We start from the raw sequence: 26,587 nt of genomic DNA, 5'->3' as shown, positions 1-26,587 counted from the left end.
AGAGGCGTACCTGAATGGATTATTGGAACGGGCGGTCGTTGGGGTTCTGGTAGAGATGGGCGTTTTCACGTGACAGCGGAGCCTGAATCTCCAAGCCACCGTTAACGTCAATGCGCGTGTTGAAGTACTTGTTGTACAGCTCGAGCATTTCCCCGGACGTCTGCATCTCGCTAATCACCGAATCTGCCAGCTTCTTAAAGGCCGGATCATCCTTGCGCAGCATGCATCCGTAGGCCTCGTGTGACTGCGAGGTACCTACTACCGCCCACTGCTCGGGTTTTCTGGCGATAGCAATGTTGCCGAAGAAGATGATGTCGTCGCCCATCGAGGCGATCGCCCGACCTGTCTCCACCATGTTGAAGTTGGAGATGGTGTCCTTCGTCAACAGGATGCTGATATCCAGATCCCTTTCGCTAATAAGGGTCCGCAACAAGCGCTCGGAGGTAGTACCGGCCTCGACTGCGACCGTCTTGCCCTTGAGATCGGCGAAATCACGCACCCCTGAATCCTTGTGAGTCAGCAGGCGTGTTTCCGCCACAAAGTAGGTGTTGGAGAACGACACCTGCTTTTGGCGCTCGCGGTTGTTGGTGGTGGAGCTGCATTCAAGGTCGACGGTCTGATTGGCAACCAGCGCAATGCGTGTTTGCGGCGTAAGGCCCAGCATGTTGATCTGCAACTCGGGTAGCTCCAATTCTTGCTGGGCACGTCTCGCGATACGCAGAGATATCTCCCAACCAAAACCCGACTGATGGCCACTGTCGTCTAGGAAATTGAAGGGCGTCGACGCCTCCCGGGTGCCAAGTGTGATTGCACCGGTAGCCTTGATCTTGTCCAACGTGCCGGTGCTCTGTGCCAAGACCAACTGAGAGACCAACAAGAGGGGGGCGACTGTCGACAACTTTTTCATTCTTTGTCTCAGCTAATGGGTTATTCCCGGGCAAGTGTTGAGAACGCTTTCTCGAGATCGCGCAGTAACACGTCCAAAGGCTCGAGACCGATATGCAGACGCAAAATCCAAGCCGAGCCATTCCAGGGCACCGAGGTGCGTGAACCGCTTATGTCACTCAGTGCGATCAGGCTATGCGTGCCACCCCAGCTCGCACCAATCTGGAAGTGCTCGAGGCTGTCGATGAAGCGCTCGATCTTGATTTGGCTCACTTCATTCAACGTCAGACTGATCACGCCATTGCCGCCGCTGAAGTAACGTTTAAAGCGCGCGTGCTGCTTGTCACTTTCCAGCGAAGGGAAGTAGACCTCGGCTACATGCGCCTGAGTGGTCAACCACTTAGCTACCTGATAACCACGCTTAGCATGCTCCTCTAGTCGCACCGGTAGCGTTTGCAGCCCGCGCAGAACGAGGTAGGCGTCATCTGCACCGACACCTGTGCCGAGTGTGATGAAAGACATCTTCAGTTTTTCATACAGCTTGCGATCCCTGACGGTGCAAGCGCCCATGCAGACGTCCGAGTGGCCACTGGCGTATTTCGAAAGCGACGTGCTGACGATGTCCACACCATGCTCGAAGCAGTTAATCAGCCCGAGTCCCCACGCGTTATCCATCAGGACTAAGCAGGATTTCCGATGGGCCTGAGCCGCAATCGCGGCGATGTCCTGGATCTCCATGGTGTAGGAACCAGGTGACTCGAGCACCACTAGCTTGGTCGCGCAGGTGAGCCATGGCTCGATGGTCGCGGCGTCGGCGGGAAAGAAGGTATGGGTGATCCCATACCGCGCCAACAATGACGTGCACAGATCTCGGGTCGGGCCATAGACACAGTCGGCCAGTAGAACATGGTCACCCTGCTTGAGCAGGGCCAGCATCGGATGAGTCACCGCAGCCAGGCCGGAGGGTAGCAGAATGCTGAATTCTCCCCCCTCGATCGCCGCGATCTCTTTTTCCAGTGCCTTGCCGGTGGGCGTGCCATAAAGGCCGTAACTGAAGCCATCGAGCATACGCTCATGGCGCTTGAGGAAACTCCGCGCAGAGGGATACGTCAGCGTTGAAGCCCGGTGAACCGGCATATTCAGCGCATGGAAATCGGGCATTGCGGCGCGTATGTGACGGAGATTGGCTGGCAGATAAAGATATTTCACGGAAGGCCTTTGGGATCGCCATGTGCGTAGGCTTCCTAAGGTGTGCGATTGACCGTATAACTTCCAATGCAAAGATGTCTTGAATCAATCCTGATTTGATATAGGTAAGTATGAACCATCGGCAGATCGAGGCCTTCCGGGCGGTAATGGTAACGGGCAGCACGGTGAAGGCCGCCGAGATGATTCACACCTCGCAGCCTGTCGTGAGCCGACTGATTGGGCAGCTGGAAAGCAACCTGCGATTCAAGCTTTTCGAACGAGAGTCCTCGCGACTCCGGCCGACTCCCGAGGCCAAATCGCTATTCGTGGACGTTGAAAAGCACTACTCCGGCATGGATCAGTTGGAGAAGAAGGCCAAAAGCCTACGCGAGGGACGCAGCGGCTTACTCTCCATCGCCTGCTTGCCGGCAATGGCCTACGGCCCAATGCCGAAGTTCTTGGCTGAGCTCCAGCGACAGTTGCCCGACCTAGCTATTCGCTTGGAGATCAATTCATCAAATGAGGTGCGCGAACTGATCGCCAGCGGGCGCTGCGATATCGGTTTTGCAGCTGAGGAAATTGATACGCACGGAATCGTGGCTCGAAGTATTGCTAGACGGAGAGCTTTACTTGCAGTGCCCACCGGCCACCCGGTAGCGGGCCTTCCGCAGGTGTCCGTTTTGGATCTGGCGGAATACTCCTATCTTGGGCTGTCTTCCACTGATTCGACCCAGCGCTTCTTGAACGGTGTGATGGCCTCTGCGGGCAAGGCGCTACGAATCACCATTGAAACGCCTTATACCTTGACTATCGCATCCTTGGTCGTCAGTGGCGCAGGTATCGGTCTGATCGATCCTATTGCCCTCGACGCGTTTGAATGGCCCGGTTTGAAGCTTGTCCCGCTGGTGGAGGATATTCATTTCAATACCCTGGTCATCCATAGCGCGACTGCTCCGCTTTCAGCTCCTGCAAACATGTTGATCCGTATCGCCGAGGATTATCTTTCTCGCTGAATATCTGCTTTGACCTCTGATATCACCACGCCACTTCCAACGGAAAAATTGTTGGTGAAGGGCCGCCAAGGGCAGGCGACAGATGTCCGTTATTGGCCGACTGCTGCCGTTGGAGAGCGGCGGCTAACGGCGCTGCAGGCTTCCGTTGTGAGTGCCCTGCCTACTGACGAAATTAGAGCTGACTGACGGTACAAAGGCAGGGGAGCTTTGCTGCGGTCATCAGCCTAGCCTCGTCCAGCTTTGCTGACCTAGTCACCTGATCATTAGACCGGCGGTTCAGGTCCGATCTTCAGAAGCAACAACCTGCACTACGGCTTTTCCTCTAGCCCGCCCTGTTTCGACATACGCCAGAGCACTGTCCGTCTGTTCGAAAGGGAATGTCTTGTCGATGACCGGCCGGATGACACCATCCTCCATGATCTTGGCAATCTTCTGCAGCTGCTCGCCGCTAGGCTGCATAAAGAGGAACGCGTAATCGACGTGGTGCTGCCTAGCCTTTTTTCGGATCTTCCGGCTCAGCAGCCCCACGATCAGTTGCAACAGCTTGGGCATGCCAGCATTTTTGGCGAACTCGGGGTCGGGTGGGCCGGAAATTGTGATGAGCTGACCGCCGGGCTTGAGTACAGCCACCGATTTCTCCAGCTCTTCGGTGCCCAAGCTATGCAGCACGAGATCGTAGTCACGCAGCGTTTTGGAAAAGTCAGCCTTCTTGTAGTCGATAGCGATATCCGCACCGAGGCTTTTCACAAGCGCAAGATTGGCACCGCTAGTGGTGGTGGCAACGCTCGCCCCCAAGTACTTGGCTAGCTGAATCGCCAGAGTACCGACGCCGCCAGCCCCCGCATGAATGAAGACCTTCTGCCCTTTGCGCAGGTTGCCCTTCTCCACCAGCGCTTGCCAGGCTGTGAGGCCAACCAGAGGAATCGAGGCGGCCTCTACCATGCTCAGGCTTGCTGGCTTCAAGGCAACGTTTGACTCGCTCACCGCGATGAATTCGGCGAAAGTGCCGATGCGCCGGGTATCGGTGCGGGCATAGACCTCATCGCCCGGCTTGAAGCTCTGAACTTTGGCGCCGACTCGCGTCACCACACCGGCCAGGTCGTTACCCAGTACCAACGGCAGACGTAGAGGCAGAATACGTTTGAGCGCACCACTACGAATCTTCAGATCCAGCGGGTTGATGCTGGCTGCGTGAATCTGCACCAGTACGTCTCGCTCGCCCAACTTCGGCTCTGGCACATCGGCCTGTAGCAAGGGTTCCTGCTTTCCATAACGCTCGATAACGAAGGCTTTCATTGATATCACCTGGGTTCACTAAGTGATCGATGGCGCAGTGCGGCGCCACCGGATGATTGAACGATCCCGCGACTGCTGTTAGCGAATCCCCTGGGACCTGAGAGCAGCCGGTACGAACTCCGACTTGCTCGCCTTGAAGCCGAATGTGATGGGCTGTGCGCTGTTGTAGGTCAGACCGAAAACCAGGTAACGGCCGTTCGTGAAGTCATAGATGGCCTCCCCCGCGTACCAGGGCGTATCGGCGTAGTCGTATTGCACATGGAAGCCTTCGGAAAGCCGCCACAGCACGCCACGGCTGTCGTAATGCTCGGCCAGGGCGATCTGCCAAGTGTCCTCATCGACATAGAACACGCGCTTGGCGTAGATGTGGCGCATGCCCGGTTTGAGGGTACCGACAACCTTCCACACCCGGTGCTTCTCATAGCGCAGGTAGTTCGGATTCAGATGTCCCTTCTCGATCAGCTTGTCTGAGGTCAGCTCACGGCTGGTCAGACGGTAGTTGTTGTAGGGAATGTAGATTTCCTGCTTGCCTTCCAGCTTCCAGTCGTATCGATCCGGCGAGCCGGTGTACATGTCGTAGTTGTCGGAAGTGCGCAAGCCATCGGCGGCGGTACCAGGGCCGTCATAGGCAACCTGTGGAGCACGCCGCACACGGCGTTGACCGGCGTTGTAGAGCCAGGCCAGGCGCGGCTCCTTGACCTGATCGATGGTCTCCTGAACCAGCAGGATGTTGCCCGCCAGACGAGCCGGAGCGGTCACCTTCTGCGTCGAGAAGATCATGATGTTGGCATCGCCCACCGGGTCGAATCCGCTGAGATTCTCCGGCCAAGCGGCACGGTCCTCGAGCTGGACTTCGCTGAAGGAACCGTTCGTCTGGGTGATGACCTGGGTATGGGTGCGCAGCAGGCTGCCACCGCGATAGCGCATGAAATGGTTCCACAGCACCTCCACCCCACTCTTGGGATGGATGAAGGGGTAGTAGCCCTTGTAATCGAGCACGCCATTCCCGCCCGGCACCAGCCTGGCCGTTTCTGAGTTTCTGCCCGCGGCTGCGTATACGTACTCGGGGTACTTAGCAGTACGTCTCGTCTCGTAGACGTTCAGGCGATAGCCGTCCGGGTTACGGCGCAGTTGCTCGATCTGTCCGGGGGTGAGGTTGTCCCGGTAGGTCTCCAGGTTGCTGGCGTCGATGGAGAACTTCACAGGGTCGTCAGCAAAGGGATCGACGAACTGCTTTCCGATGTCACTCCATACTGCGCCGCGGCTGAAGCCACCCGTCCAAGCTGGAATGGAACCGTCAGCATTCCCGGCCGCCTCGGCGCCCAGCGGCGTGAATTGCTCTGCTGCAGCGAGGCTAGCACTCACAGTCATGGCAGCCAGCAGCATCGATATCGTGATTGGCTTAGTCATGAGCCTGCCCCACCTGCGCCAGTTTCTGCTCGACCAAATCCAATCCCCGACGTGCCTGGTTGGAACCAAGCGTTTGCGCCTGGAGGAACCAGCTGTGAGCGTATTCCAACGCCGACACCGCCTGGCTTTCATCACTGGCACGGCCCAAGTGGCAATTGCCGGCGGCAACCGCGAGATCCGCCGTGATCAGGCGGTCCTCCAGTTCACTAGTGATGCAGTTGTCGTGGGGTTCGGCCTGCACTGTGACGGCGACGAGAACAGCCGTCGCAGTTAAAAGTTGCTTGATCATGGGGTGACCTCAAAGGGGGCGGCTATCTTTAGGTTCTATTACAGAACCATGCGGCGAGAAATTAGGTGCTATGATGAAACCTGTCAATTGGTTTCTTATCAGCAGCACCAGTCCGCCCCATCCATTTGGAGATCTGCACGTGGAGCGAGTTACCTTCGAGGATCGCAATTGTTCGGTCGCCCGCTCGGTGGATGTACTGGGCGACTGGTGGAACCTGCTGATCATCCGCGAGCTGCTTTGGGGCACGACGAAGTTCGATGAATTCCAGCGCAACCTGGAGATATCCAAAGGAATCTTGTCCAAGCGCCTGAAGCTGCTTCAGGACTACGGCATCCTCGTAAAGAACACCGTCGGCAGCGGTACCGAGTACGCCCTGACTGAGAAAGGACGAGCTCTTCACGTGATCATCATTGCCATGCTGCAGTGGGGTGATAAGTGGAACCCACTGGCAGAAGGTGCACCGCTGATTCCCATCAATCGCAAGACCGGCGCAACGTTGGCTCCGGTCCAACTCGCGGATATCAGCGGTATGCCACTCGCATTGGAAGATCTCAGCCTGCGCCCAGGCCCTGGCGCGGATGAGTCGACGCATGAGCGACTGGAGAGGCTGCGTCAGGCCGCTCAGCAGAAGGCCGAGATGAGTCGCTGATCAGATCAGCCCAGAAACGGGTGCCTGCACACGAGCACTGCGCTCGGAGAAACGTAGGCTGGCGAAGGCCAGCAGCAGAAACATCAGCGAGGCAACCAGCAAGCCGGTGTAGCCGAACACGGGATAGATCCACCCCGCGGCAGCTGAGCCAAGGCCAATGCCACCGAACATGAACGAGGATGTCAGGGCCAGGGCAATGCCGCGTTGTTCGGGCATCAGCTCGACGATGCGGCGTTGTTGCGAGGGCCACACAATGTCGGTCGCCAGCGCCCAGACCACCAGGGCCAGCAGCAAGCCACCAAGCTGCCTTGGCATCACTGCCAGGCCTAACAGGTCCAGTGCCAGCAGCGCGATGCCGAGCAGCAGCAAACGTTCGGCACTGGCTCGCAGTGCCAGACGCGTGACCAGCAGATTGCCCAACACACCCGCCACACCCAGCACGCCGAGAGCCAGAGTGATGTCATTTGTGCTGCCATGGAAATCGTTGCCAATGATCGGGGCAAGGAAGGCGTAGGTGGTGAATACACCCGAGGTCACGAAGAACACCACCAGAAACGCACTGAGCGTGGTGGCGTGTGTGAGCAATACCAACACATCGGCTAGCGCGGCGCGTTGTCCTGCCACGCGATTTGGCACCCACAGCCCAATCATCGCTGCCGTTAGCAGGCCAATGGCGCCAATGCCGAAGAACAGGCTGCGCGCGCCGAACTCATGGGCGATCCAGGCGCTGATCGGCATTCCGGCGAGGCCGGCGATGCTCAACCCAAGCAACACGATGGCGATGGCGCTGCCTTGTTGCTCACGCGCGACCAGGTTCGATCCTAGGGCACCCAGAACGGGACCGATAAAGCCTGCTCCCAGCCCCATCAGTACCCGAGCCAACAGCAACGTTTCATAGTTCGACGCGACAGCAAACAACAGTGCCGACGCGCTGAAGATCGACAGTCCAAGCAACACCTGCGAGCGACGGCGTAGATGGCCCAAGGTCATCTGCAGCAAGGGCGCGGCAACCGCGAAGGTCACGCCGAACACAGTGATCAGCAACGCACTCTGCGCGTTGCTCAAGGTCCAGGCGGAGGCAATCGCCTCCAGGCTACCGACCACCGACAGCGCGCCGACCGCCTGGACGAAGTAGGCCAGGCTGAGCAAACGTAACGACAGGCGATCAGCCGCTGAGATGGAGCTGTGCATGGTGCTCTCCAGAAATACAGAAACGCCCGACCTCATGAAGAGATCGGGCGCCGGGTTCAGGCAACCGGGATGGGGTTGTCAATGAGCGACTGGTTGAATTGCTCCACCAGGGCGTGCTCGTTGGGGCCGACATTGGCACGCAGCGCGGTGATGCCATCGACGATCACCTCGGTGGTTGCCGTTTCCAGCTTCGCCAGGGTCTCGGCAATAAAGGCATCCAGCGGCATGGCACGTGGGTCGCCGCTTTTGTGGATCAGGTCGGTGTCGACCCATGGCGGCGCGATTTCCAGCACCTTGACGCTGGTATCACGCAGCATGAAACGCTGCGACATGCTGTAGGAATGGATTGCGGCCTTGGTCGCCGAGTACAGCGCCGTGACGGCAATCGGGATAAACGCTAGCACCGAGCTGTTGTTGATGATGGTAGCGTCCGGCTGACGCTTGAGATGCTCGACAAAGGCGGCGCTGACACGCACTGGCCCCAGCAGGTTGGTCGTCAGCAGGCCGACCGCCTGCTCGTCGTCGAGATCACCCGAAGCGGCATTGTCGAACGGCATGATGCCGGCGTTGTTGATCACCACGTTGAGGTTGGGATGGCGCTCAATCACCTGATGCGCCACCTGCTTGATCTGCTGTGCATCGTTGATGTCCAGCACCACGGTGTCGATGCCGGGGTTGGCGCGAGCAATCTCGTCCAGCAGGCTTTGACGGCGCCCGGCAATGATCACGGTGTTGCCACGTTTATGGAAAGCTTCGGCCAAGCCGCGACCGATGCCAGAGGTACCGCCGGTGATAAAAATAGTATTGCCGCTGAGTTTCATGCTGGTTCTCCTGAGGTGGGTTCGATCAATGCTGGGCGCTGTAGCGCGGCGCAGGCTGGTTAGTGGAAAGGGTGCTGAACATGGCCTGGCGAGCGGACTCGTAGGCCTGCCATTGGCTGGCGTCATGCAGGGATGGAATGGAAATCAGCTCACCGCGCTCGAAGTCGATCAGTGCGGCGTCGACCAGGGCGCTGGCCGGCATCACGATGGCGGGGTCCAGATGTTCCAGCGGCAGACCGCCGTTGTCCCAGAACTCGGTGGCGGTCGCCCCTGGCAGCACAGCCTGGATACGCACACCTTTGTCGGCCAGTTCGTGATGCAGCGACTGGCTGAAGGCAGTGACAAACGCTTTGCTGCCTCCGTACACGCCGTTGAGCACTTCCGGAGCGATGCTGACGATGGACGAAATGTTGATGATCGCGCCGTTGCCGCGTGCAACAAATCCGGGGATCGCGGCGTAGCTCAAACGCATCAACGCGGTCACGTTGAGGTCGATCATCCGTGTCATCAGGCCGACGTCACTGTCGAGCAGCGGCGTATGGGTACCGATGCCGGCGTTGTTGACCAGCAGGGTAATGCTCGCATCGTCCTTGAGCTTGGCCTCGACAGCGGCCAGGCTCTGGGTGTCGCCGAGATCGGCTTGCAGCACCTCGACCACACGCTGGGTATCGTCGGTGATGCGGCGTGCCAGGTCGTTCAGACGGTCGCGATTACGGGCGACCAAGATCAGGTCATAACCACGCTGAGCCAGGCGCTCAGCGTAGAGGGCACCGATACCCGACGATGCGCCAGTGACCAGTGCGGTGCCTTTCGATGGGTTGCTCATGACGTGTCTCCAAGTGGGGTGGGCTTGGGACACAGCATGGCGAGAATTGGAAAAGACCTAAATGACGTATACAGTCATGTTTTAGGACATCGCTAGAACGAGACCTGACCATGCACAGAATCGGCTACCTACTCTCCGACAACTTCCAGGTGCTGTCGCTCGCCACCCAGACCGTTTTCGAATACGCCAACATCGTGGCCGAAGCGCCGTTCTACTCCATCGCATTTTTCTCCCTCACCGGCGGCATCGTGCGCTCGTCGCTGGGCCTGGGGATCGAAACCCAGGCTCTGGACAGTCCGGGTCTGGCCGACACCTGGATGATCGCCGGGGTTAATACGCCACTGGATACGCCGCCAAGTGAGGCGGCCTTGGCGTTTGTGCGACAGGCTGGGCAACAAGCGCGACGCGTCGCAGGCATCTGCACCGGCGGCTTTGTGCTGGCCCAGGCCGGCCTGCTCGATGGCCGTCGCGCCACCACCCACTGGGCATATGGTGCCGCTCTGCAGCGCCTCTACCCGCAGATCAGCGTTGAGGACGATCGCATTTTCATCATCGATGGCAGTGTGTGGACCTCCGCGGGCATGACCGCCGGTCTAGACCTGGCGCTCGGTATGGTGGAAAAGGATCTTGGACCGGAAGTGGCGCGTTCGGTGGCGCACAAGCTGGTCATGCATCAGCGCCGCTCGGGCGGGCAATCGCAGCATTCGGAAATGCTCAGCCTTGCGCCGAAATCCGACCGCATCCAGAACGCGTTGAACTATGCCCGGCAGAACCTGCACAAACCGCTCAGCGTCGAGGAGCTGGCCGAGGCCGTGCACCTCAGCCCGCGCCAGTTCACTCGCGTGTTCACTACCGAAACCGGGCAATCCCCGGCCAAGGCCATCGAGCGTCTGCGCCTTGAGGCGGCACGGGTGATGATCGAACAGAGCCGTCATTCACTGGACGTGATCGCCAAGGAGACCGGCTTCCGTGATCGTCGCCATATGCGCGAAGTGTTCATCCGCGGCTTTGGTGTTCCGCCGCAAGCGATACGACGGGATGTCCGAGGCGTAAGCCTCTAATCACTCGTTTGAACACGCTCAGGCGTCCTTTTGCTGCAGCCATTCACTCGGACTGCTGCCCACCTTACGGCGGAACGTTCGCGCCAGTGCCGAGGGGCTCTCGTATCCGACCTCGCCTGCAATCACGGCAATGGGCCGCCCCTCACGCAAGCGCTTCTGTGTCAGGCCGATGCGCCAATCGGTCAGATACTCTGCAGGAGTCATGCCTACCACCTGGCGAAAATGCGCCGCGAAACTTGCCCGCGACATACTCGCCAGCGTGGCCAGATCCGCTACTGACCAGGTGCGCTGCGGATCATTGTGCATCGCCGTGAGCGAGCGAGACAGCCGTGGGTTAGCTAGCCCAGCCATCATTCCCGAAGTGATGCTGCGATTAGCGATGAGATGGCGAAGCAGCTGGATCAGCATCAGTTCGAAGAGGCGATTGAGCACTACATCGCGCCCACACTCTTCGCCGAAGGCCTCGGCAAACAACCAGTCGAGACTGCCAGTGAGCCCTGGCAGCTCTCTAAGTGGCTGCACGATGTAATCCGGCAATGCCAGGGTCAGCGGGTTGCTGGCCCCACCATCGAAGTGCAAGGTGGCGCAGACCAATTCGGCAGCATCCACCTCAGTGGCAATCAACTGATGCTGCAACGGCCGCGCCACGAGTATCAGGCTCGGCTCTAGCAGCTCGATGAGCTGATTGTGCTTGTCCCTGAAGCTCAAGCGTCCGGAGCGCAGCAGATGGGCATGGCCATAACTGCCTTGTCCGTAGATATCAGTAACGCCACAGAACGCCCCTTGATGGAAGGTGGCGGCGTGTGGATTGAAGTGCTTAAGCAGAACGGATAAGCGATCCATGGCGGACTCAATTTGGACGATCTGTTGCATAACATCGACGATCTGAATCCGAAAGTGAAGTTTCGACTTCTAGTATGGGCTCCAAGCTTGATCGACAAGCTCACCGCTCAACCTACTGGAGAACACCCATGACTCGTATCGCCGCTCTCACCCTGGAACAAGCCCCCGCTGCTTCGCGCACCGCCCTCGAAGGCGTGCAGAAAGGTCTCGGTTTCATCCCCAACGCCTTCAAGACACTGGCCCACGCACCGGCCGCCCTGAATGGCTACCTGGCCCTGTCCCAAGCGCTAGGCAAAAGCTCGCTGAGCGTTGCCGAGCGCGAGGTTGCCGCACTGGCCACCTCCGAAGTCAACGGCTGCGACTACTGCATCGCCGCTCACACATTCTTTGGAGGCAAGGCTGGCCTGAGTGCAGACGAAATTCAGAAGGCGCGCTCGGGCTCACTCAGCGCTGTTGCCACGCTGGCACGGCAGATAACCGAAAGCCGTGGCCAACTGAGCGATGGGCAAATCGCCGCCGCACATGAAGCGGGCCTGACCGACAGCAAGATTATCGAGGTGGTGGCCCAAGTCACCTTGCTAACCCTGACCAACTACCTGAACAACATTGCTGGCACGGCTATCGATTTCCCGCCGTCGGCCCACTAGAAGGTCAATCACCATGAACACGGTAACCGTCTATACAACTCAGCAATGTCCTTATTGCCTGAGTGCCAAGAGGCTGCTGGCAAACAAGGGCGTTGTCACCGTCGAAATTGACGTGGAGACGTCACCGCAACGTTTAGCCGAGATGATGCAACGATCTCAGCGCAGAACGGTGCCGCAGATATTCATTGGTGACGTACATGTCGGTGGTTTTGACGACCTGGCTGGGCTTGAGCGTAGGGGCGAATTAGATTTGTTGCTGCAGCCCTGATGCTGATAGTTCAAATGCCCCAGATAGCCTTCCTATCTGGGGCATTTCGATCCCTCTGGATTCCTACGGATCTATCTCGCCAGGCTCGTACCTGCCCTAATCCAGTAGTCGTCGAGCGACAGCTTTTGGCCGGTAGGCGCCGACACCACCGTCTGCTTTTGGCCGAATGCAGCCGTTTACGATCGGTAGCATCCGGCCAGAAGCAGGCGCTCCCAACAAGATGAATCCATATCCCGTTGCAACTGTTCGAGGTGTCTACGAAACCAGGGGTGATTACCCACGCACAGCGGTCATCCGAACTGCCGATCAAACAGCGTGTAGTCGGCGCGAAAGCCCGGCTCCGGTTCGTTGAGCAACAGGCGTAGTCGTGTATAAAGGGCTCTGAAAGAATTTCTGGTTACGTGGGACTGCTGAGCCGCCGCCGTTGAGCATAGGCTGAAGCCCTTACGTGAAGCTTCCTCCTTTCTAACGGCTAAATCGGAATGGACACCAAACCCCTAGATCTTTATGAAGCAGCTGTTTTTCTTGAGCTATCTCCAACTCTACTCGAATACTTCACTAAAAACTCAGTTAAAACAGGCGACACGAGAAAGCTTCAGTGCTCGAAAGTTGGGGAATTACTTTTATTCGATAAAAATGAACTTGAAAACTATAACGCTTGGCTGAAGTCCCCCTGGCCTACGCCCCCCAAGTCAAATCGTCCCTATATTCCCAAAGGAATTAGAGAAGATCTCAAACAAGAGGCTCGGCTTCAGTGTGCTCTTTGCCTGCAGAATGGTGACTCATGTGAGGCGGCTCATATTGAGCCGAGCCACAAATCCAAATGCAACCATCCGCACAACCTGATATGGCTTTGCTCCAACCATCATACAAAATTTGATAATGGTCATCTGGGCCCCAAGGGGGCGGACAATCAAGATATATTGAGGATCAAAGGCTATTTAATAACATTCAGGCGGTTGTTTTGGACTACTCAATCTGAAGCAACCCAGCAGCTCGCGTCCGTATTGAGAATTTGCGGCGAGCTAAAAACTAGACTTTCACAGCCTTTCTCTCCAGCGCATGAAAGATTTGAACAGCTAGCGGAAGAAGCGCTTCAAATAGTCCCGGCTCTAACAAAAAGCTCTGAAACCCAGAAGGTTAAACCTGTTCTGGACAAAATAATTCATGAGCTCTCTGCCGAACGCCTTAGGAAAGACTCTACCACCACATCGACTCTTTCGAAAGTTGCGTCATTCGAAAACGAATTTTTACAAGAAAGTGGCTTGGTGCGTTGTCCGCTTTGCGCTCAAAGAGGATCTGTTAATAGTTATGACTGCCCTGTGTGCAATGGTGAAGGCACGATTGACGAAGACATTGATGTTGATCTCAGAGAGTTTGATTTAGTCCAATGTGGCCTTTGCGAAGGCAAGGGCCGTTATCACTTTGACGAATGTGGGGTTTGTGGTGGAGAGGGAGAGCTAGAGCGCAGGTACGAAGAGCGCGTTGATTACAGCCAGTATGATCTTGTTGACTGCCCTGTGTGCTATGGAAATGGACGTTTTCATGGTGACTTTTGCCGAATATGCGACGGTGATAAGAAAGTCCTGCGCAGATACGCAGAAAGTATCGATATGTCGGACTACGAGCATGACGACTGCCCTCTATGCGAGGGCAGTGGGAGACACAATGGAGGCGATTGTCCATACTGTCATGGAGAGAGACAAGTTCTTCGCAAGTACGCTCAGGACTTTGATCCGTCGCTTTACGCTGAGGTGAAATGTCCTGCATGCAAAGGTAAAGGCACTCTTTATGGCGAGGACTGTATAGCCTGTGGTGGCGAACGCTATATGTCGTCCGGGCAAGCAGATGATCTTGATTTGTCCTTGTATAAGCTAGAAGTGTGTCCAAAATGCAAAGGTAAAAGCAAGAATAGCTACAGGGAATGTAGCTACTGCAATAACGAAGGGGAATTATTGAAATACTATATAGTAAAGTACAGCTATTAAGCTCGGTGTGACTTTTAGTTATAGCAAGGGTTATATTAAAAGCAAGAGCTCGCCGCTCTGCGGGTGGGCAGGGATCCTTAGATCAAATTCCGATCAATGATCCGGGTGATATATAGTAGTTACCCCTATTGAATCTTGAGTCGCCCTAGTTTCGTAGATGCCTATAGGCATCCAGGAAGGCCTGCTCGCGCCACTTCGAAACCATCCGCTTTGGGCTGGTTTCTGCCCATCACTAGCCGGCGGAAGACGGCCAAAGCATAGGCCGAGACTGTCTAACGATGCGGGGTAGCCCAGGGAACAGGCAGCTTTGGCCGATAGCAGCCTTCAGCGGCTGGCAGCTACGAAACCGCCGCCTGGATGCTGAAAATCCAATAGAAAATCTGCAAAAAAAATCTGCAAAACATCCGCCTTTATCAGGCATTGGACACAGCCAAGAGCCGCGTAAAATCTGGTCCAGATGCAGACAAAAAATATGCAGATAAATGTGCAAAAAAATCTGCACGCGGCGATTCAGCGGGAAGCGCACCATCCGCTCTAGCCGTCCTGGAGTGTTTCCCCTGATGGTTTAGAGAGAGGTAGGAGTCTGCCTTGAAGGATGCCGGCTCCGCCACAGGGTGGCTAAGCGGTGCCATAAAGTAACTCTGGATACTGACTCTGCTGGTGGGGCGCTATCTGACAGAAGTAGCTTTGCAGCATCACGAGTAAGCACTTTCAAGATTTTGGGTGGAATAAATGTCGTATTTCGTGGCGCTACCGGTTGCTGGTGACGCGTTTTTACTGCGTCGTTCGGAGCATGACATTCTTGTCGATGGTGGTAAGAGCAGTGTTCGTCTTGCAAAAGCGCTGGCTGAGCACAACGTGGATCATCTGGATATTGTGGTCTGCACTCACGCGGACTATGACCATGCAGGTGGGCTTGTTGATCTGTTGGATCGCACGGGCATTTCGGTAGGTGAGTTCTGGCTGCCGGGAGCATGGGCTGAGTCGCTAACAGAACTACTAACAACCCCAGCGGAGGTTGTGGGCGATTTGGTCAATTCCATGGAAAAACTAGTACTCCCCCCCGTATTTGAGGGCGCCCCTACAGAGTTCGAGGAGCTGATGCACTCGTACGTCAGCGACACAAGAAGGGAGTACAGAGCCAAAAATGGTGAAATAGAGCGTGATAAGCCCTCCCCGTCGGCTCCAGATAGGGAGGAGCTTGAACCGCGGGTGATTGAACTGCCATTCGGCGTAAAGTCTGCGGGACAAGCTGCAAAAGCATTCCAAAGTGGTCGCAGTCGAGTTAGGCATTGGGGTGCTAAGCGGAAGACCCGCGAAGTAGTTGCTACTTTCTGGCTAGGCCTGATCGACACTGCAGAGCGAATTCGTCGGATTGCAGTGCAAGCGGCACATCACAGGGTCCCGGTGCGTTGGTTTGATTTTGGGGAGTTTGAGAAAACTCGCCAAGCAGCCGGTGGGTATAAAGACTTGCTAATTCCTCTTAACGCAGTTGAGCTTGCTAGCCCGCCGCCTCCGGCTGGACTGTCATTTTTGGTGCGCCTTACTCCGATAAATGAGGAGTGCCTGGTGTTCCTGTCTCCCAGTGAGAATTGGGACTTACCAAGCTTCGTGTTCACTGGCGACTCGCCGCTGGGAAGTGGCGTTAACTACTCTTCGAGTTGGTTGCAGTGGCCTGAGGATGCATCACGTCGTGTGATTGCAACCGCCCCCCATCATGGCTCAGAGAGTAATTTCTCAGCATATAAGCACCTTGCTGACACAGTGGACGTGGAGCTTTGGGTGCGCTCCGGTGGTACCCCAAGACACCCAGGACCGACCTATCGGCAACTCAGTCCTGCATTTCGAATATGTACTCACTGTCCCCGTCGGGGAAAGCCGCTGCAGGCCGCACTGATCCATTTTGAAAGTGGTTACTGGTGGCGATACCCAGAAACTCATATCCGTACCCATGGCCACTTTTGCAACTGCTGAGGCCTACCCACTAGCTACCTGCCCGTTTGAGTAGAAGGCGCTCTGATCGTGAGTACTCGATTAACTGCCGCTACAACAGACTACAAGCTTGCGCTGGCAGCCAGTGGTCACCATAACGATCGCTAAGCACCAGTCAGGGGATGTGGGCTAAACCGAAGAGAGCCGCTGTGTAGGATAGGCGTCGAAACGTCGACGAGTTGATCGACCCGCCTCTTGTGGCAGATACGAATACCAAGGTCCGGGAAGAACCTATGATCTGCATCGATTGCGTGACACCGAATCCGCTCAAGAAACTGTTCGACACACACGGGAAAGAGGGTGACTGCAAATACTGCGGCCGCCATGGCTATGCTGTGGAGTCAGCGCAGCTGTTCAATTACGTCTACGAGCGCGTCGCCGAAAACGTTGCTGGCAAGGACGATCTGTCGAACTACGAGCTCTGCATGCTCTACGACTGCGGCTCAGACTTCATTGCCGTTTCGGAGATCGATATCGTACTCATGGAGTGGTTCGAGCTTGAAAATGAACCTTACTTTGATGATCTCTGCAAGGGTGTCCCAGCCGAGTTCCGGAAGGACAACGAGGGGAACGAAACGCACTTTTATGGCGATGACGGAAGCTTGGAGCAAAACGTTTACGAGTATCGCTGGCAAAAGTTCGTTGACGATGTCCAATACAAGCACCGCTACTTCAATGCAGGTGCAGACAAATTCCTGGACTCAGTCTTTTCGGTGCTATTGACCGAGGAGGGTGAGTTAAAGCCGGAAGTGCTACGCACGGTCACACATGGCGAAATGCTCTACAGGGCCAGGCATGCACAGAGCCAGAAACAGGCTGAAGAGATAATTCGAAATCCTGCCAGCGAATTCGGGCCCACCCCAAAACACCTGGCCAGCAGTCAGCGAATGACCCCAAATGGTATTTCTGCCCTGTACTGCTCATTGGATCGAGAGACCTGCCTTAGCGAAATCCGCTCCATTACTGGCGATCACGTAGTCAGTGTCGCCCTGACACCTGTCAGCGAGGTGAAACTTCTGGATCTCACTGTAATGGATCAGGTGGAGCCTCCTGCACTTACATTGCTGGACAAGGGATGCCGTGAGTCGCTGCACCGGAAAGTCTTTCTTGGGTCGTTGGTGAAAAAAATGTCACGCCCGAAGGGCAGAAACGATGAGCTGAGCTATCTATCCACGCAGGTGGTATTCGAGTACTTGAGGCTGCGTTTCGGCAAGTCTGTGCAAGGCTTGGTGTTCCCATCGGTCCAGACAGGAGAGACGGGAACCAACATAGTTCTCTTCCCTGAATCGAGCCGCCTCGCCTACCTACCTCCGGAAAAGCATGACCTAGCAGACGGGCCAGCCCCCCAAGCTGCACCTATCAAGCCCCCGCATGGCCCTCAGGCCAGCCTGATCGTTGCTCCCGACTCCATCCGATTCCACAAGATTACTGCCATTGAAACGAAGGCCAAGGAGTACGCCAAAATCTACGAGCTATACATGAGCGACTTGACCCGCAGACGCTTGGGCCTAGATGACAAATAAGTGAGGTGGAATAGGAAACTCTTGATTACGGAGGCTAGAAATCCCCTTTTACTCACGAGCTCCTGGCCCCCTTGGGTTCCATCGTTTTCGTTGAGCAACCCTGTGGTTAACAGATGCAACGCCTAGGAGACCATTCACCTCGTCTGCGCTGCCAGTACCACCATGCCGCAACAAATAGTCCTTCGCAGCTGAACGCTCCTGCTGCGACGGCGCATAGTCCTGATCGAATAGCTCGTTCCGAATAGCTACATGCAGCCAGTAAGGCATCAGATGCCGATAGTCGGTGAAGTAGGAGCTTGATACCCGACTGGCTCGCGCTATGTCTCCGAACTGGTTAGGCCAGCTCATCAGCAGATCCTGCGCCATGCCCATCAAGCGAGCGCGATCGCCCAATCGTAGGCATTCGAAGCGCTGCAAAGCATGTTCGCAGGGGTCGAAGAGAAGCTCTGCATCTCGTAGAGCGAAATACTCCCTCAAACGCCGACATCGGCCGGGCTGATTCAGCCGCTGCAGGAGGCACTTCAAACCGCAGAAGAACGCCGGCGACAGAATCCCAGCACCAGGTAGCTCCGCACTCCAGCCGTCGACCAGCAGCTGGCACAACTGCCGCTGAAACCAAACAAGGTTCTCTGGTGCAGAAAGCTCATCCCAAGATTCGTGACACCAGTCGTGCCCACACTTCCCGCAATGCATCATCGGCTCAACCGAAGGGAGCAGCCGGCATCCGAAGTCAGTCGTGTGGAACTCGATCGGTCCGTGGCACCAAGGGCAGCAATCGCGCAGATAGATGCCATGGACTGGGCAAACCACTGCAAGCGCCAGTCGCCAGTAACGTCGGAAATAGGGGATAGGGTCGCTGGCCAGGCAAGCACAACACATCTGAGTTGTGTACGAGGAGATCCGACGGCGATCATGAGGTGATCGCCCCATCGGCATCAGCCAGTCGACGGGACCTCGCGCCTTGGGTGTCTCGAACCACAGCAGCCCCTGGTATGCCCACATCCCCGTCGAGTAGGCCTGCTCATAGGTGCACCCCACACGCTTCACAAGCCGTCCCAGCAGCTCCTCGTCAGGCAAACGATCCAAATCATGAGCGAGGAGCTGGGGGCTGAACCCGAGGATGTCCGTCGCCAGACATTGCAGCTTCACCGCATTGCCTCGCGCAAGCCGAGTCATCCAGGACAACAGTGACTCATCCTCTCGGGGCCGGCTGCGATAGGCCAGGAGAGGATTTCGAGGATCAAAAGTGCTTAGAACGCCCCGTCGCAGGCGGTACATAGCCGGCCGCGTCTAGATACTTCTTGTCGATGTGCTTGGGCTCGATGATTTCGTCGCCACTGCGAATGGCCATCTCTGCCAGCACCGTAAGGATTTTCACGCTCTCGCCTAGCAAGCCCTTGCTGAGATGAATGAGTTGCAGCAAGGCCTTCTCGTCCATCAGATTGGAGGGGTTCGCCAGCTTGAAATGCTTCAGGATGGTCTTGATGAAACGGGCATATTCCTCGAGGCGTTTGTCGGTCCATTCCGGGAGATAGACCGGCCGGAAGCGGTTCCCAATCGACTCATCCCTGGCCAGGATCGGTTCGATCTGAGGCACTCCCGATATTACGACCGGCACCCGCAGTGTCGTGCAGATCCCCCTGATAGCGTTGAGCATCCGCTGATGCTGGGTATGCGAGCCACCGTTAAGGTTGAAGGCCTCGTCGATGATCACCATCTTCGTTTCCAGATGGCTCAGGAGGATGCAGATCCTGTGGAGCATCGACTCATCAGATTCACGAGCAGAGCCAGCCACATTGAACTTGCTCAGGATCCGGTAATACAGCCGGCCCTCAATCGGAGCTGCAGGCATGTCGATCAGCAGAACAGGCAGCAATGCCTTCTCTGCATTGGGATCAGACACCGGCGGATTACGCTTCAGGAAGTTCTGCAGGATGCTGGACTTGCCGTTCTGACTTCTGCCAAGCAGCGCCATGCAAGGCATTCGGTTTGAGTCAGGATGGATCATCAACTGCTCAAGGTGATAGCGCACCTCTAGCGCGGCTTCATAGCCAACCCAGACTTCCTTCCTCAACTCGAAGATGCGCTGTGCCGCCTCGGGTGAGACGGGCTCGCGCATGATCTTCGCAACCATGATTAGGCCTCTTCGAACTCTTCAAAATCAGGAAGATTTTGCAGGTCGATTTTGCCGGGTGAGGCTCGATTCGGCCCCTTGGAGGGCGTTTTGCTTTCCTCGGCCAGAGTTTCCGGGAGCGTTACTTGCGCTGGGCCTGCTGACTTCTTAGCCCCCACCTTACGGTGGGCGCGCTCGCGCTCACGCTCTCTGGCCGCACCACGAGTCAGGTTTGTCGCATCGTGGACGATGGCACGTCGTTCCTCGCGGGATCGGAAGATGGTGTCCTCATCCACTACAGTTATCCCACGGTTATCGATAAAGCGGCGTATGGCCTTCAGCTCCCAGAAGCTGATGGGAGGCCGGCTCATGTTGCGGTAGCCGATCTCAAAGTACTGCTTCAGATCAGGCTCCCAGAAATAGAGCTTACTGATGTTCCTGGGGTCGTATCTGAAAACGAACTCACGGCCTTCGTTGCTGTTCGTTTTCGACTTCGAACCAATCCACCTTTCCACGACGGGCTCGTAGTAGTCGATGCACTCCCAGCGGACCCCATAGGTTTGGATGGTTCGATTGACGATTGGAAGGAAATCCAAATACAACTGCTCGGGGTTCCCAGAGATGGGAAGAACCCCGGTTCCTGGGAAATCGTCAGTTCCAAAAAGTCCCTCATAAAAGCGTTGTAGAGGAGTTCGGGGCTCCTCTGCGTACGGACTCTTTAGGCCTTCACTCTTGCCCTTCAAGCCCGAATGAATCTCTACGTGGTACTCACCTAAAATCAGGTGGGCCAGCCATTTTTCGAAATTCTCCAAGGTAAGCACTGCGTTGCCTGCAGAGTCATACTCGGCCTTAGCACCCACGTTCTGGAAGGTTGTTCCGCTGATCTCGTGGATTCTCGTGTTCAGAGTGCCTAGATAGCGCTCAATGTAAGCCCCGTACTGAGGTTTCTTTTTCTTCCGGAACCGAAATTCGAACCCATGCTCCTGAGACGCCGCCTCTAGCGCCCGTCCTTGAAACTCTTTCGCGTTGTCGGAATGGATGACTCGCGGCTTACCCTGACAGGGCCAGTCGTAATTGACCCCCAGATCTCGCATCCAGTTGTCTTTCGGCAGTATCGCGTTAGTTATCGCAAGCCCTGTTGCAATGGTTCCCGGCGGGTCAAATGAGATGTACCAACCGACCACCATGCGCGTGAACGTATCGATCACAACCGTGATCCATGGACGACCGATAGCGACTCGGTCAACAGAATCAACGAGCTCTATATCCACCCAGGTATGGTCAATTTGCCAGAGCGAATAGAGTCCATTTACACCAGGCAAGGATCCGCCATTGGCCCGGTACTTCGAGGCGGCATTCTCCCCGTTGCGCGCTAGCTCACGATCAAAAGGGGGGATTTCGTTCAGGCGACTTAAGAATGTCCCTTTAGCTGGGCACTGCAGTCCGAGCTCCCGGCATTTATCCTCCAGTTCTCTGTAGGCAGCAGTTGGGCTGGGCTTTTCAGCCTTGAGATACTTTTCCTTGATGACCTGCTGGATCGCCGCCTCGACTTCTGTGCTCAGGCGCTTTGTCCCTGCATCACCACGGCGGCGGCGCAGCAGGCAACGAATGTTACGACTCTCTTCCAGCTTGTTCAGCCAGCGATAAACAGTTGGTTGAGAGGTAAGCAACTCTTCAGCGACCGCTCCAATTTCTGCAACTGATCGCCGCCTGAACATCAGGGGCTCTAGCCAGTGAAACTTATGGGCAGCTTCCTCCCATGCGTCTGGATCGACCTCATTAAGCTCAACTGCACTTAATTCTGCCCGCTTCCCCATCGAACGGCTGATGTCGGCAATCAGAATCGTCTTTTTCTTGCCGGTTTCGACAACCGAAACTTCAACTGCTGTGGTGGAGACAAACCGCAGCACACAAACTAGCTGCTCTTCGAACGTCAGGATCGCACCTGGCCCAACGTGAATGGTCGACGTGCTCATTGCTGCATTACTCCGAGCGTAATCACCCCACGATCAGTGATCCAGATCGGCGAGCTCATGTTGAACGGTTGGGTCAGGTCCGCACCTACAAGCTCCAAGGTCACCAGATTCCACAACCAGGGGGTCAGCCTAGCCTGCTCCATCTTGTCGCTCGTGATGTAGGTGAGCACCTCCCTAGAGGTACCTTTTTTCCCTTCATAGAGCGCTTCGAGAAGTAATCGCTGCATCCGACCTGCATCTGGGTGTTCCCCCAAACGGAAGCTGCGGTAATGCATGAAGTGTTCGACGTTGACCAGATAAGGCGTACGAATCTCGGTGTCGGTGATGATCTTGAAACGACAGCCGTAGTCTCTAGCCCACTTCACAGCTGCCTGGAATTTAGGCCGTAGCTCGACCCACTTCGCTTCCAGCTCTCTTCGAGTTTTCACCTCATAGACGGTGGGCTTGAGCCAAGGCTCTTCAACTTGAGCGTCTGCCGTGTAAGAGACGATCACATCCGGAGTGAACTCACGCCAACGCCCAGTCGGACCTCTCCAACGAATTTTGAACGGTTGGGCCTGGTAGCCCCGAACGCGATTGTCGTAATCGAGCAGCGAAAGGAACTGCTGTTCCAACATCGACTCGGTGCGCTGTACCCGCACCCCCTTGGAGTTCGGGATGTAGCCGGTATTGGTGTAGGAGCTAGGGCCGATCTTACGGACAGCCATGTGCAGCCCCTCCATCATCTCGTCTAGATGCTGGGGGAACTGGTAGGTGGACACGCCTTTGATATGAGGGCGCACGGCGCATTTTTCTCACGCGAAGTGGTCTTTTTATCATATAGCATTTTCCTTAATACTAAAGACGGTGGGCGCTTCGACCTGGCCATCGCCCTCGGCATCCTCGCCGCCAACGGCCAGGTGCCAAGCACCGCCCTGGCAGAACTGGAATGCCTGGGCGAGCTGGCATTGTCTGGCGAGTTGCGCGCCGTGCAGGGCGTCTTGCCCGCCGCCCTGGCCGCCCGCGCTGCCGGACGCACCCTGCTGGTGCCCAGCGCCAATGCCGAAGAAGCCTGCCTGGCCTCAGGCCTGACCGTACTGGCCGCCGACCACCTGCTGCAGATCACCGCCCACCTCAACGGCCACACGCCGCTCCAGCCCTACCAGGCCAATGGCCTGCGCCAGGACGCCCTGGCCTATCCCGACCTGGCCGAGGTGCAGGGCCAACAGGCCGCCAAGCGCGCCCTGCTGATCGCCGCCAGTGGCAGCCACAACCTGCTGCTCAGCGGGCCACCCGGCACCGGCAAGACATTGCTGGCCAGCCGCCTGCCCGGCCTGTTGCCGCCACTGAGCGAGGAGGAAGCACTGGAGGTGGCGGCAATTCACTCGGTGGCCAGCCACACACCGCTCAACGCCTGGCCACAGCGCCCTTTTCGCCAGCCGCACCACTCTGCGTCTGGCCCGGCACTGGTCGGCGGTGGCAGTCGTCCGCAACCCGGCGAGATCAGTCTGGCGCACCAGGGCGTGCTTTTTCTCGACGAATTGCCGGAGTTCGACCGCAAGGTGCTGGAGGTACTGCGCGAGCCACTGGAGAGCGGGCAGATCGTCATCGCCCGAGCCCGTGACAAGGTGCGCTTCCCCGCCCGCTTCCAGTTGGTGGCAGCGATGAACCCCTGCCCCTGCGGCTATCTGGGCGACCCTAGCGGCCAGTGCCGCTGCACCCCGGAGCAGATACAGCGTTATCGCAACAAGCTGTCCGGCCCGCTGCTCGACCGCATCGACCTGCACCTGACCGTCGCCCGCGAGAGCACCAGCCTCAATGCCGCGCCCGACGCCGACAACAGCAGCGCCCGAGTCGCCGCTCGCGTGGCCGCGGCCCGTGAGCGCCAGCGGCAACGCCAGGGCTGCGCCAATGCCGCCCTCGGCCTCGATCAGCTGCGCCAGCATTGCGCCTTGCGAGCCGAGGACCAGCGCTGGCTGGAACAGGCCGCCGAACGCCTGCGCCTGTCGCTGCGCGCCACCCACCGCCTGCTCAAGGTGGCGCGCACCCTGGCCGACCTGGAGGGGCTCGCCGATATCCAGCGCCAGCACCTGGCCGAAGCTCTGCAGTACCGGCCCAGCGCCGCGCATTAAGCGCACAAATCTATCAGCAACAATACATCCAGAGATTTCAGCTATCAACCTGTGCTAGAATGCGCCGCCTCCCGCCCTTGGCGGCCCATCCGATCACAAGGAGAGCTAGCTCAATGGAGGCAAATAAGTCTTCGCAATCCACCATCAACCCGCCGGTATTCTTCGGCTCCGCCACCCTCCTCGTCACCCTAGTCCTGTTCAGCGTGCTGCTCCAGGAGCAGACCCAGGCCCTGTTCAACCACCTGCAGGGCTGGATCATCGGCAACCTCAGCTGGGTCTATGTCCTCGCCGTCGCCCTGATCCTCATCGCGGTGGTATTCCTCGCCGTCAGCCGCTACGGCGACCTCAAGCTCGGCCCCGACCACAGCGAGCCCGACTACAGCCGCACCACCTGGTTCGCCATGCTGTTTTCCGCCGGTATGGGCATCGGCCTGATGTTCTTCGGCGTCGCCGAACCGGTGATGCACTTCATCAACCCGCCGGTGGGTGTCGGCGGCACCGTGGACGCCGCCCGCGAGGCGATGAAGATCACCTTCTTCCACTGGGGCCTGCATGCCTGGGCGATCTACGCCATAGTCGCGCTGATCCTCGCCTACTTCAGTTTCCGCCACGGCCTGCCGCTGACCCTGCGCTCGGCGCTCTACCCGTTGATCGGCGAGCGCGTGCACGGCCCCATTGGCCACGCCGTCGACATCTTCGCCATCCTCGGCACCGTGCTCGGCGTCGCCACCTCGCTGGGCGTCGGCGTCACCCAGATCAACAGCGGCCTCAACCACCTGTTCGGCGTGCCGATCAACGTGCCGGTGCAGATCGTGCTGATCCTGGCCACCACCACTCTGGCCACGCTCTCGGTAGTCAGCGGCCTGGACGTCGGCATCCGCCGCCTGTCCGAGCTCAACCTGGGCCTGGCGGTGCTGCTGTTGCTGATGGTCCTGGTGCTGGGGCCGACCGTGTTCATCTTGCAGACCTTCGTGCAGAACACCGGCGGCTACCTCTCCGACCTGGTGAACAAGACCTTCAACCTCTACGCCTACCAACCGAACGACTGGATCGGCGGCTGGACCCTGTTCTACTGGGGCTGGTGGCTGGCCTGGTCGCCCTTCGTCGGCCTGTTCATCGCGCGCATCTCGCGCGGGCGCACGGTGCGCGAGTTCGTCACCGGGGTGATGCTGGTGCCGACCGCCTTCACCCTGCTGTGGATGACCGTGTTCGGCGATACCGCCATCCACATGATCCTGATCGACAAGGTGCAGGGCCTGGCCACGGCGGTGAACGCCGACTCGGCGCTGGCGCTGTTCGCCTTCCTCGAGCACTTCCCCTTCGCCTCGGTGCTGTCGGTGCTGGCCATCATCATGGTGGTGGTGTTCTTCGTCACCTCGGCCGACTCCGGCGCCATGGTGGTGGACATGCTCGCCTCCGGCGGCGCCGCCAACACGCCGATCTGGCAGCGCATCTTCTGGAGCGCCTCCATGGGCCTGGTGGCCATCGCCCTGCTCCTGGCCGACGGCCTCAAGGCCCTGCAGACCGCCACCATCGTCAGCGCCCTGCCCTTCACCCTGGCGCTGATGTGCGCCATCTGGGGCCTGTTCAAGGCGCTCAAGCTCGACGCCACCAAGCGCGGCATCCGCTACCAGGCGCTGAACACCTCGCGCCCGGCGCCACGCCATGCCGGCGGCTGGCAGCGGCGCCTGCGCAACCTGATGATGTTCCCGCGTCGCGCCCACGTGGTGCGCTTCCTCGCCGAGGTCGCCCGGCCGGCGCTGGACGCGGTGGCCGAGGAGCTGCGCAAGCAGGGCTGCCTGGTGCAGATAGAAGATGGTGAGGACGGCCGCGTCAGCCTGGTGCTCGGCGCACCGGAGTCGCCCGAGTTCATCTACCTGATCCGCCCGCGGGCCTACGTGATGCCCAGCTTCGCCCTGGTCGGCAGCCAGGAGGACGGCCGCGACGAGCGCAAGTACTTCCGCGCCGAGGTGCACTTGAAGGAAGGCGGCCAGGACTACGACGTGATGGGCTGGAGCCGTGACGACCTGATCGGCGACGTGCTAGACCAGTACGAGAAGCACATGCACTTCCTCCACGTGGTGCGCTGAAACAAAAAAGCCCGGCACTGGCCGGGCTTTTTCATGGCGCATGGAGTTACTGGAAGCGGCTGACCTCGCGCTGCAGCTCGGCGGCCAGGCGATCCATCTCGCGCGCGGTCTCGGCCAGGTTGGCCACCACCTCGCGCTGCTCGCTGTTGGCCAGGGCGATGCTCTGCAGGTTGCTGCTGAGCAGCGTGGCGGTGCTGCTCTGTTCCTGGGTGGCGGTGGTGATGGCGGCAAACTGTTCGCCGGCCTCGTTGGTCTGCTCGGCGATCTGCGCCAGCGCCGCGGCGACCTTGACGTTGCGCGCCAGGCCTTCCTGCATCAGCGCCTGACCCTGCTCCATGGTACGGATGGCGCTGGCGGTTTCCTCCTGGATGCTGCCGATCATGCTGGAGATCTCGGTGGTCGCCTCG

Annotated in this window: 22 protein-coding genes and 2 pseudogenes; 10 read left to right on the top strand and 14 right to left on the bottom strand. The window is 57.9% G+C overall.

The genetic code is table 11. From position 1 onward, the window contains the following. Positions 1-19: 19 nt before the first annotated feature. Positions 20-835: a transporter substrate-binding domain-containing protein gene (locus IP89_RS04080; RefSeq protein ID WP_218185985.1), complete on the bottom strand. Its 816-nt coding sequence runs from the start codon at positions 833-835 to the stop codon at positions 20-22. A gap of 92 nt (positions 836-927) precedes the next feature. Beyond that, positions 928-2,094 carry a PLP-dependent aspartate aminotransferase family protein gene (locus tag IP89_RS04075; protein WP_218185984.1) on the bottom strand — a complete coding sequence of 389 codons (1,167 nt, stop codon included), beginning with the start codon at positions 2,092-2,094 and terminating at the stop codon, positions 928-930. 110 nt (positions 2,095-2,204) lie between these two features. Between IP89_RS04075 and IP89_RS04070 the strand changes: the two genes are divergently transcribed. After that, positions 2,205-3,086: a LysR family transcriptional regulator gene (locus tag IP89_RS04070; protein WP_081963165.1), complete on the top strand. Its 882-nt coding sequence runs from the start codon at positions 2,205-2,207 to the stop codon at positions 3,084-3,086. 276 nt (positions 3,087-3,362) lie between these two features. Here the strand turns inward: IP89_RS04070 and IP89_RS04065 are convergent, their stop codons facing one another. The 3 genes from IP89_RS04065 to IP89_RS04055 all read right to left on the bottom strand — a co-directional run bounded on the left by IP89_RS04065 (position 3,363) and on the right by IP89_RS04055 (position 6,081). Continuing rightward, positions 3,363-4,382, bottom strand: a complete 1,020-nt coding sequence (locus tag IP89_RS04065) for an NADP-dependent oxidoreductase (RefSeq protein ID WP_043307914.1) — start codon at positions 4,380-4,382, stop codon at positions 3,363-3,365. Between the two features lie 78 nt (positions 4,383-4,460). Then, complete coding sequence (locus tag IP89_RS04060; protein WP_081963164.1) at positions 4,461-5,768, bottom strand: DUF1329 domain-containing protein; 1,308 nt, start codon at positions 5,766-5,768, stop codon at positions 4,461-4,463. A 16-nt stretch (positions 5,769-5,784) separates the two neighbouring features. Further along, positions 5,785-6,081, bottom strand: coding sequence for a hypothetical protein (locus IP89_RS04055; RefSeq protein ID WP_043307912.1), 297 nt, complete (start codon positions 6,079-6,081; stop codon positions 5,785-5,787). Positions 6,082-6,154: 73 nt separating this feature from the next. On the opposite strand from IP89_RS04055, the gene IP89_RS04050 reads away from it, so the two are divergent. Beyond that, the gene (locus IP89_RS04050; protein ID WP_235154282.1) at positions 6,155-6,730 is read left to right on the top strand and encodes a helix-turn-helix domain-containing protein; all 576 of its coding nucleotides are present in this window, start codon (positions 6,155-6,157) and stop codon (positions 6,728-6,730) included. On the opposite strand, the gene IP89_RS04045 is transcribed toward IP89_RS04050, so the two are convergent. The 3 genes from IP89_RS04045 to IP89_RS04035 are packed head-to-tail and all read right to left on the bottom strand — an operon-like array spanning position 6,731 to position 9,568. After that, positions 6,731-7,921 carry an MFS transporter gene (locus IP89_RS04045; RefSeq protein ID WP_043307911.1) on the bottom strand — a complete coding sequence of 397 codons (1,191 nt, stop codon included), beginning with the start codon at positions 7,919-7,921 and terminating at the stop codon, positions 6,731-6,733. A 56-nt stretch (positions 7,922-7,977) separates the two neighbouring features. Continuing rightward, on the bottom strand, positions 7,978-8,742 hold the full coding sequence (locus IP89_RS04040; protein WP_043307910.1) for an SDR family oxidoreductase: 765 nt from the start codon (positions 8,740-8,742) through the stop codon (positions 7,978-7,980). A 25-nt stretch (positions 8,743-8,767) separates the two neighbouring features. Continuing rightward, the gene (locus IP89_RS04035) at positions 8,768-9,568 is read right to left on the bottom strand and encodes an SDR family oxidoreductase (protein WP_017516862.1); all 801 of its coding nucleotides are present in this window, start codon (positions 9,566-9,568) and stop codon (positions 8,768-8,770) included. Positions 9,569-9,678: 110 nt separating this feature from the next. On the opposite strand from IP89_RS04035, the gene IP89_RS04030 reads away from it, so the two are divergent. Then, complete coding sequence (locus tag IP89_RS04030; protein ID WP_017516863.1) at positions 9,679-10,629, top strand: GlxA family transcriptional regulator; 951 nt, start codon at positions 9,679-9,681, stop codon at positions 10,627-10,629. Positions 10,630-10,647: 18 nt separating this feature from the next. Here IP89_RS04030 and IP89_RS04025 read toward each other — a convergent pair whose 3' ends face one another. Continuing rightward, on the bottom strand, positions 10,648-11,472 hold the full coding sequence (locus IP89_RS04025) for an AraC family transcriptional regulator (protein ID WP_043308193.1): 825 nt from the start codon (positions 11,470-11,472) through the stop codon (positions 10,648-10,650). 128 nt (positions 11,473-11,600) lie between these two features. On the opposite strand from IP89_RS04025, the gene IP89_RS04020 reads away from it, so the two are divergent. From IP89_RS04020 to IP89_RS04005, 5 genes are all read left to right on the top strand, one after another. Then, positions 11,601-12,119 carry a carboxymuconolactone decarboxylase family protein gene (locus tag IP89_RS04020; protein ID WP_017516865.1) on the top strand — a complete coding sequence of 173 codons (519 nt, stop codon included), beginning with the start codon at positions 11,601-11,603 and terminating at the stop codon, positions 12,117-12,119. A 13-nt stretch (positions 12,120-12,132) separates the two neighbouring features. Further along, on the top strand, positions 12,133-12,387 hold the full coding sequence (grxC, locus tag IP89_RS04015) for a glutaredoxin 3 (protein ID WP_043307909.1): 255 nt from the start codon (positions 12,133-12,135) through the stop codon (positions 12,385-12,387). A 482-nt stretch (positions 12,388-12,869) separates the two neighbouring features. Further along, positions 12,870-14,375 carry an HNH endonuclease signature motif containing protein gene (locus tag IP89_RS22885; RefSeq protein WP_081963163.1) on the top strand — a complete coding sequence of 502 codons (1,506 nt, stop codon included), beginning with the start codon at positions 12,870-12,872 and terminating at the stop codon, positions 14,373-14,375. Between the two features lie 732 nt (positions 14,376-15,107). Further along, on the top strand, positions 15,108-16,349 hold the full coding sequence (locus IP89_RS22880) for an MBL fold metallo-hydrolase (protein WP_081963162.1): 1,242 nt from the start codon (positions 15,108-15,110) through the stop codon (positions 16,347-16,349). 251 nt (positions 16,350-16,600) lie between these two features. Continuing rightward, positions 16,601-17,890, top strand: a complete 1,290-nt coding sequence (locus IP89_RS04005) for an RES domain-containing protein (protein WP_043307907.1) — start codon at positions 16,601-16,603, stop codon at positions 17,888-17,890. Positions 17,891-17,938: 48 nt separating this feature from the next. Here IP89_RS04005 and IP89_RS22680 read toward each other — a convergent pair whose 3' ends face one another. The 4 genes from IP89_RS22680 to IP89_RS03985 are packed head-to-tail and all read right to left on the bottom strand — an operon-like array spanning position 17,939 to position 22,686. Beyond that, entirely contained in the window at positions 17,939-19,168 is a 1,230-nt protein-coding gene (locus IP89_RS22680; RefSeq protein WP_081963178.1) for a TniQ family protein, read from the bottom strand. Further along, positions 19,131-20,024, bottom strand: coding sequence for a TniB family NTP-binding protein (locus tag IP89_RS22675; protein WP_052080948.1), 894 nt, complete (start codon positions 20,022-20,024; stop codon positions 19,131-19,133). The genes IP89_RS22680 and IP89_RS22675 overlap by 38 nt, the downstream gene beginning before the upstream one ends. A 2-nt stretch (positions 20,025-20,026) precedes the next feature. Further along, a complete protein-coding gene (locus IP89_RS03990; protein WP_043307905.1) occupies positions 20,027-21,979 on the bottom strand; it encodes a DNA-binding domain-containing protein in 1,953 nt (650 codons plus the stop codon). Next, positions 21,976-22,686, bottom strand: a complete 711-nt coding sequence (locus tag IP89_RS03985) for a TnsA endonuclease N-terminal domain-containing protein (protein WP_177326839.1) — start codon at positions 22,684-22,686, stop codon at positions 21,976-21,978. Before IP89_RS03985 ends, IP89_RS03990 begins: the two co-directional genes overlap by 4 nt. 132 nt (positions 22,687-22,818) lie before the next feature. Between IP89_RS03985 and IP89_RS03980 the strand changes: the two are divergent. Together IP89_RS03980 and IP89_RS03975 are read left to right on the top strand one after the other, a co-directional pair. Continuing rightward, a pseudogene (locus IP89_RS03980) lies at positions 22,819-24,090 on the top strand (YifB family Mg chelatase-like AAA ATPase); the annotation flags it as partial. Between the two features lie 113 nt (positions 24,091-24,203). Further along, positions 24,204-26,180 carry a choline BCCT transporter BetT gene (locus tag IP89_RS03975; protein ID WP_043307904.1) on the top strand — a complete coding sequence of 659 codons (1,977 nt, stop codon included), beginning with the start codon at positions 24,204-24,206 and terminating at the stop codon, positions 26,178-26,180. Positions 26,181-26,226: 46 nt separating this feature from the next. Here the strand turns inward: IP89_RS03975 and IP89_RS03970 are convergent. Continuing rightward, positions 26,227-26,587, bottom strand: a pseudogene (locus IP89_RS03970) (methyl-accepting chemotaxis protein); the annotation flags it as partial.

The organism is Pseudomonas sp. ML96, from assembly GCF_000761545.1.
Classification (GTDB): domain Bacteria; phylum Pseudomonadota; class Gammaproteobacteria; order Pseudomonadales; family Pseudomonadaceae; genus Aquipseudomonas.
The sequence above is the reverse complement of the archived record's forward strand: the minus strand, read 5'-3'. Positions and strand labels throughout refer to the sequence as shown.

What these genes read in the sequence shown, in the direction of transcription:
- IP89_RS04070 (WP_081963165.1), top strand. Translation starts at nt 2,205, where the DNA reads ATGAACCATCGGCAGATCGAGGCCTTCCGGGCGGTAATGGTAACGGGC.
- IP89_RS04065 (WP_043307914.1), bottom strand. Translation starts at nt 4,382, where the DNA reads ATGAAAGCCTTCGTTATCGAGCGTTATGGAAAGCAGGAACCCTTGCTA.
- IP89_RS04060 (WP_081963164.1), bottom strand. Translation starts at nt 5,768, where the DNA reads ATGCTGCTGGCTGCCATGACTGTGAGTGCTAGCCTCGCTGCAGCAGAG.
- IP89_RS04055 (WP_043307912.1), bottom strand. Translation starts at nt 6,081, where the DNA reads ATGATCAAGCAACTTTTAACTGCGACGGCTGTTCTCGTCGCCGTCACA.
- IP89_RS04050 (WP_235154282.1), top strand. Translation starts at nt 6,155, where the DNA reads ATGAAACCTGTCAATTGGTTTCTTATCAGCAGCACCAGTCCGCCCCAT.
- IP89_RS04045 (WP_043307911.1), bottom strand. Translation starts at nt 7,921, where the DNA reads ATGCACAGCTCCATCTCAGCGGCTGATCGCCTGTCGTTACGTTTGCTC.
- IP89_RS04040 (WP_043307910.1), bottom strand. Translation starts at nt 8,742, where the DNA reads ATGAAACTCAGCGGCAATACTATTTTTATCACCGGCGGTACCTCTGGC.
- IP89_RS04035 (WP_017516862.1), bottom strand. Translation starts at nt 9,568, where the DNA reads ATGAGCAACCCATCGAAAGGCACCGCACTGGTCACTGGCGCATCGTCG.
- IP89_RS04030 (WP_017516863.1), top strand. Translation starts at nt 9,679, where the DNA reads ATGCACAGAATCGGCTACCTACTCTCCGACAACTTCCAGGTGCTGTCG.
- IP89_RS04025 (WP_043308193.1), bottom strand. Translation starts at nt 11,472, where the DNA reads ATGGATCGCTTATCCGTTCTGCTTAAGCACTTCAATCCACACGCCGCC.
- IP89_RS04020 (WP_017516865.1), top strand. Translation starts at nt 11,601, where the DNA reads ATGACTCGTATCGCCGCTCTCACCCTGGAACAAGCCCCCGCTGCTTCG.
- grxC (WP_043307909.1), top strand. Translation starts at nt 12,133, where the DNA reads ATGAACACGGTAACCGTCTATACAACTCAGCAATGTCCTTATTGCCTG.
- IP89_RS22885 (WP_081963163.1), top strand. Translation starts at nt 12,870, where the DNA reads ATGGACACCAAACCCCTAGATCTTTATGAAGCAGCTGTTTTTCTTGAG.
- IP89_RS22880 (WP_081963162.1), top strand. Translation starts at nt 15,108, where the DNA reads ATGTCGTATTTCGTGGCGCTACCGGTTGCTGGTGACGCGTTTTTACTG.
- IP89_RS04005 (WP_043307907.1), top strand. Translation starts at nt 16,601, where the DNA reads ATGATCTGCATCGATTGCGTGACACCGAATCCGCTCAAGAAACTGTTC.
- IP89_RS22680 (WP_081963178.1), bottom strand. Translation starts at nt 19,168, where the DNA reads ATGTACCGCCTGCGACGGGGCGTTCTAAGCACTTTTGATCCTCGAAAT.
- IP89_RS22675 (WP_052080948.1), bottom strand. Translation starts at nt 20,024, where the DNA reads ATGGTTGCGAAGATCATGCGCGAGCCCGTCTCACCCGAGGCGGCACAG.
- IP89_RS03990 (WP_043307905.1), bottom strand. Translation starts at nt 21,979, where the DNA reads ATGAGCACGTCGACCATTCACGTTGGGCCAGGTGCGATCCTGACGTTC.
- IP89_RS03985 (WP_177326839.1), bottom strand. Translation starts at nt 22,686, where the DNA reads ATGGCTGTCCGTAAGATCGGCCCTAGCTCCTACACCAATACCGGCTAC.
- IP89_RS03975 (WP_043307904.1), top strand. Translation starts at nt 24,204, where the DNA reads ATGGAGGCAAATAAGTCTTCGCAATCCACCATCAACCCGCCGGTATTC.